This is a genomic window from Mesorhizobium sp. M00.F.Ca.ET.216.01.1.1, assembly GCF_004010325.2.
In the GTDB taxonomy this organism is placed as follows: domain Bacteria; phylum Pseudomonadota; class Alphaproteobacteria; order Rhizobiales; family Rhizobiaceae; genus Mesorhizobium.
Genome location: NZ_SADR02000564.1, coordinates 1 through 284, shown reverse-complemented (window position 1 = coordinate 284; position 284 = coordinate 1). Strand labels below are relative to the sequence as shown.

General features: G+C 57.7%; 1 protein-coding gene. It reads left to right on the top strand.

Going from position 1 to position 284, the window contains the following annotated elements; translation table 11 throughout:
* A partial coding sequence (locus EN859_RS38925) for a hypothetical protein (protein WP_210237789.1) occupies positions 1-277 on the top strand: 277 nt, incomplete at its 5' end.
* Positions 278-284 lie beyond the last annotated feature (7 nt).

The following is a 284-nucleotide window of genomic DNA, read 5'->3' as shown; positions in this document are numbered from 1 at the left end:
GATCTATGGTTTCGAGGTGCTGGCGCTATGCGTAATGGGGGCGTACGGTGCGATCGGCGCCGTCACGTTCTTGCGTCGAGGCATGTGGGTATCGACAGATGCGTTTTATTTGCCACCGGTGAAGTGGGCGCATAATCCGGTGGCTCTGTCCGCAGGGCCCGCAGCGGGGTTGCCGTTTGAGGACCTGTCACCCCACCGTTACGGTGAATTTTATCTTGACATTCCGCCTTATGAAATCGACGTGGCGGGCACATTCAGGATGCTTCAACGCGGATAACGTCGGG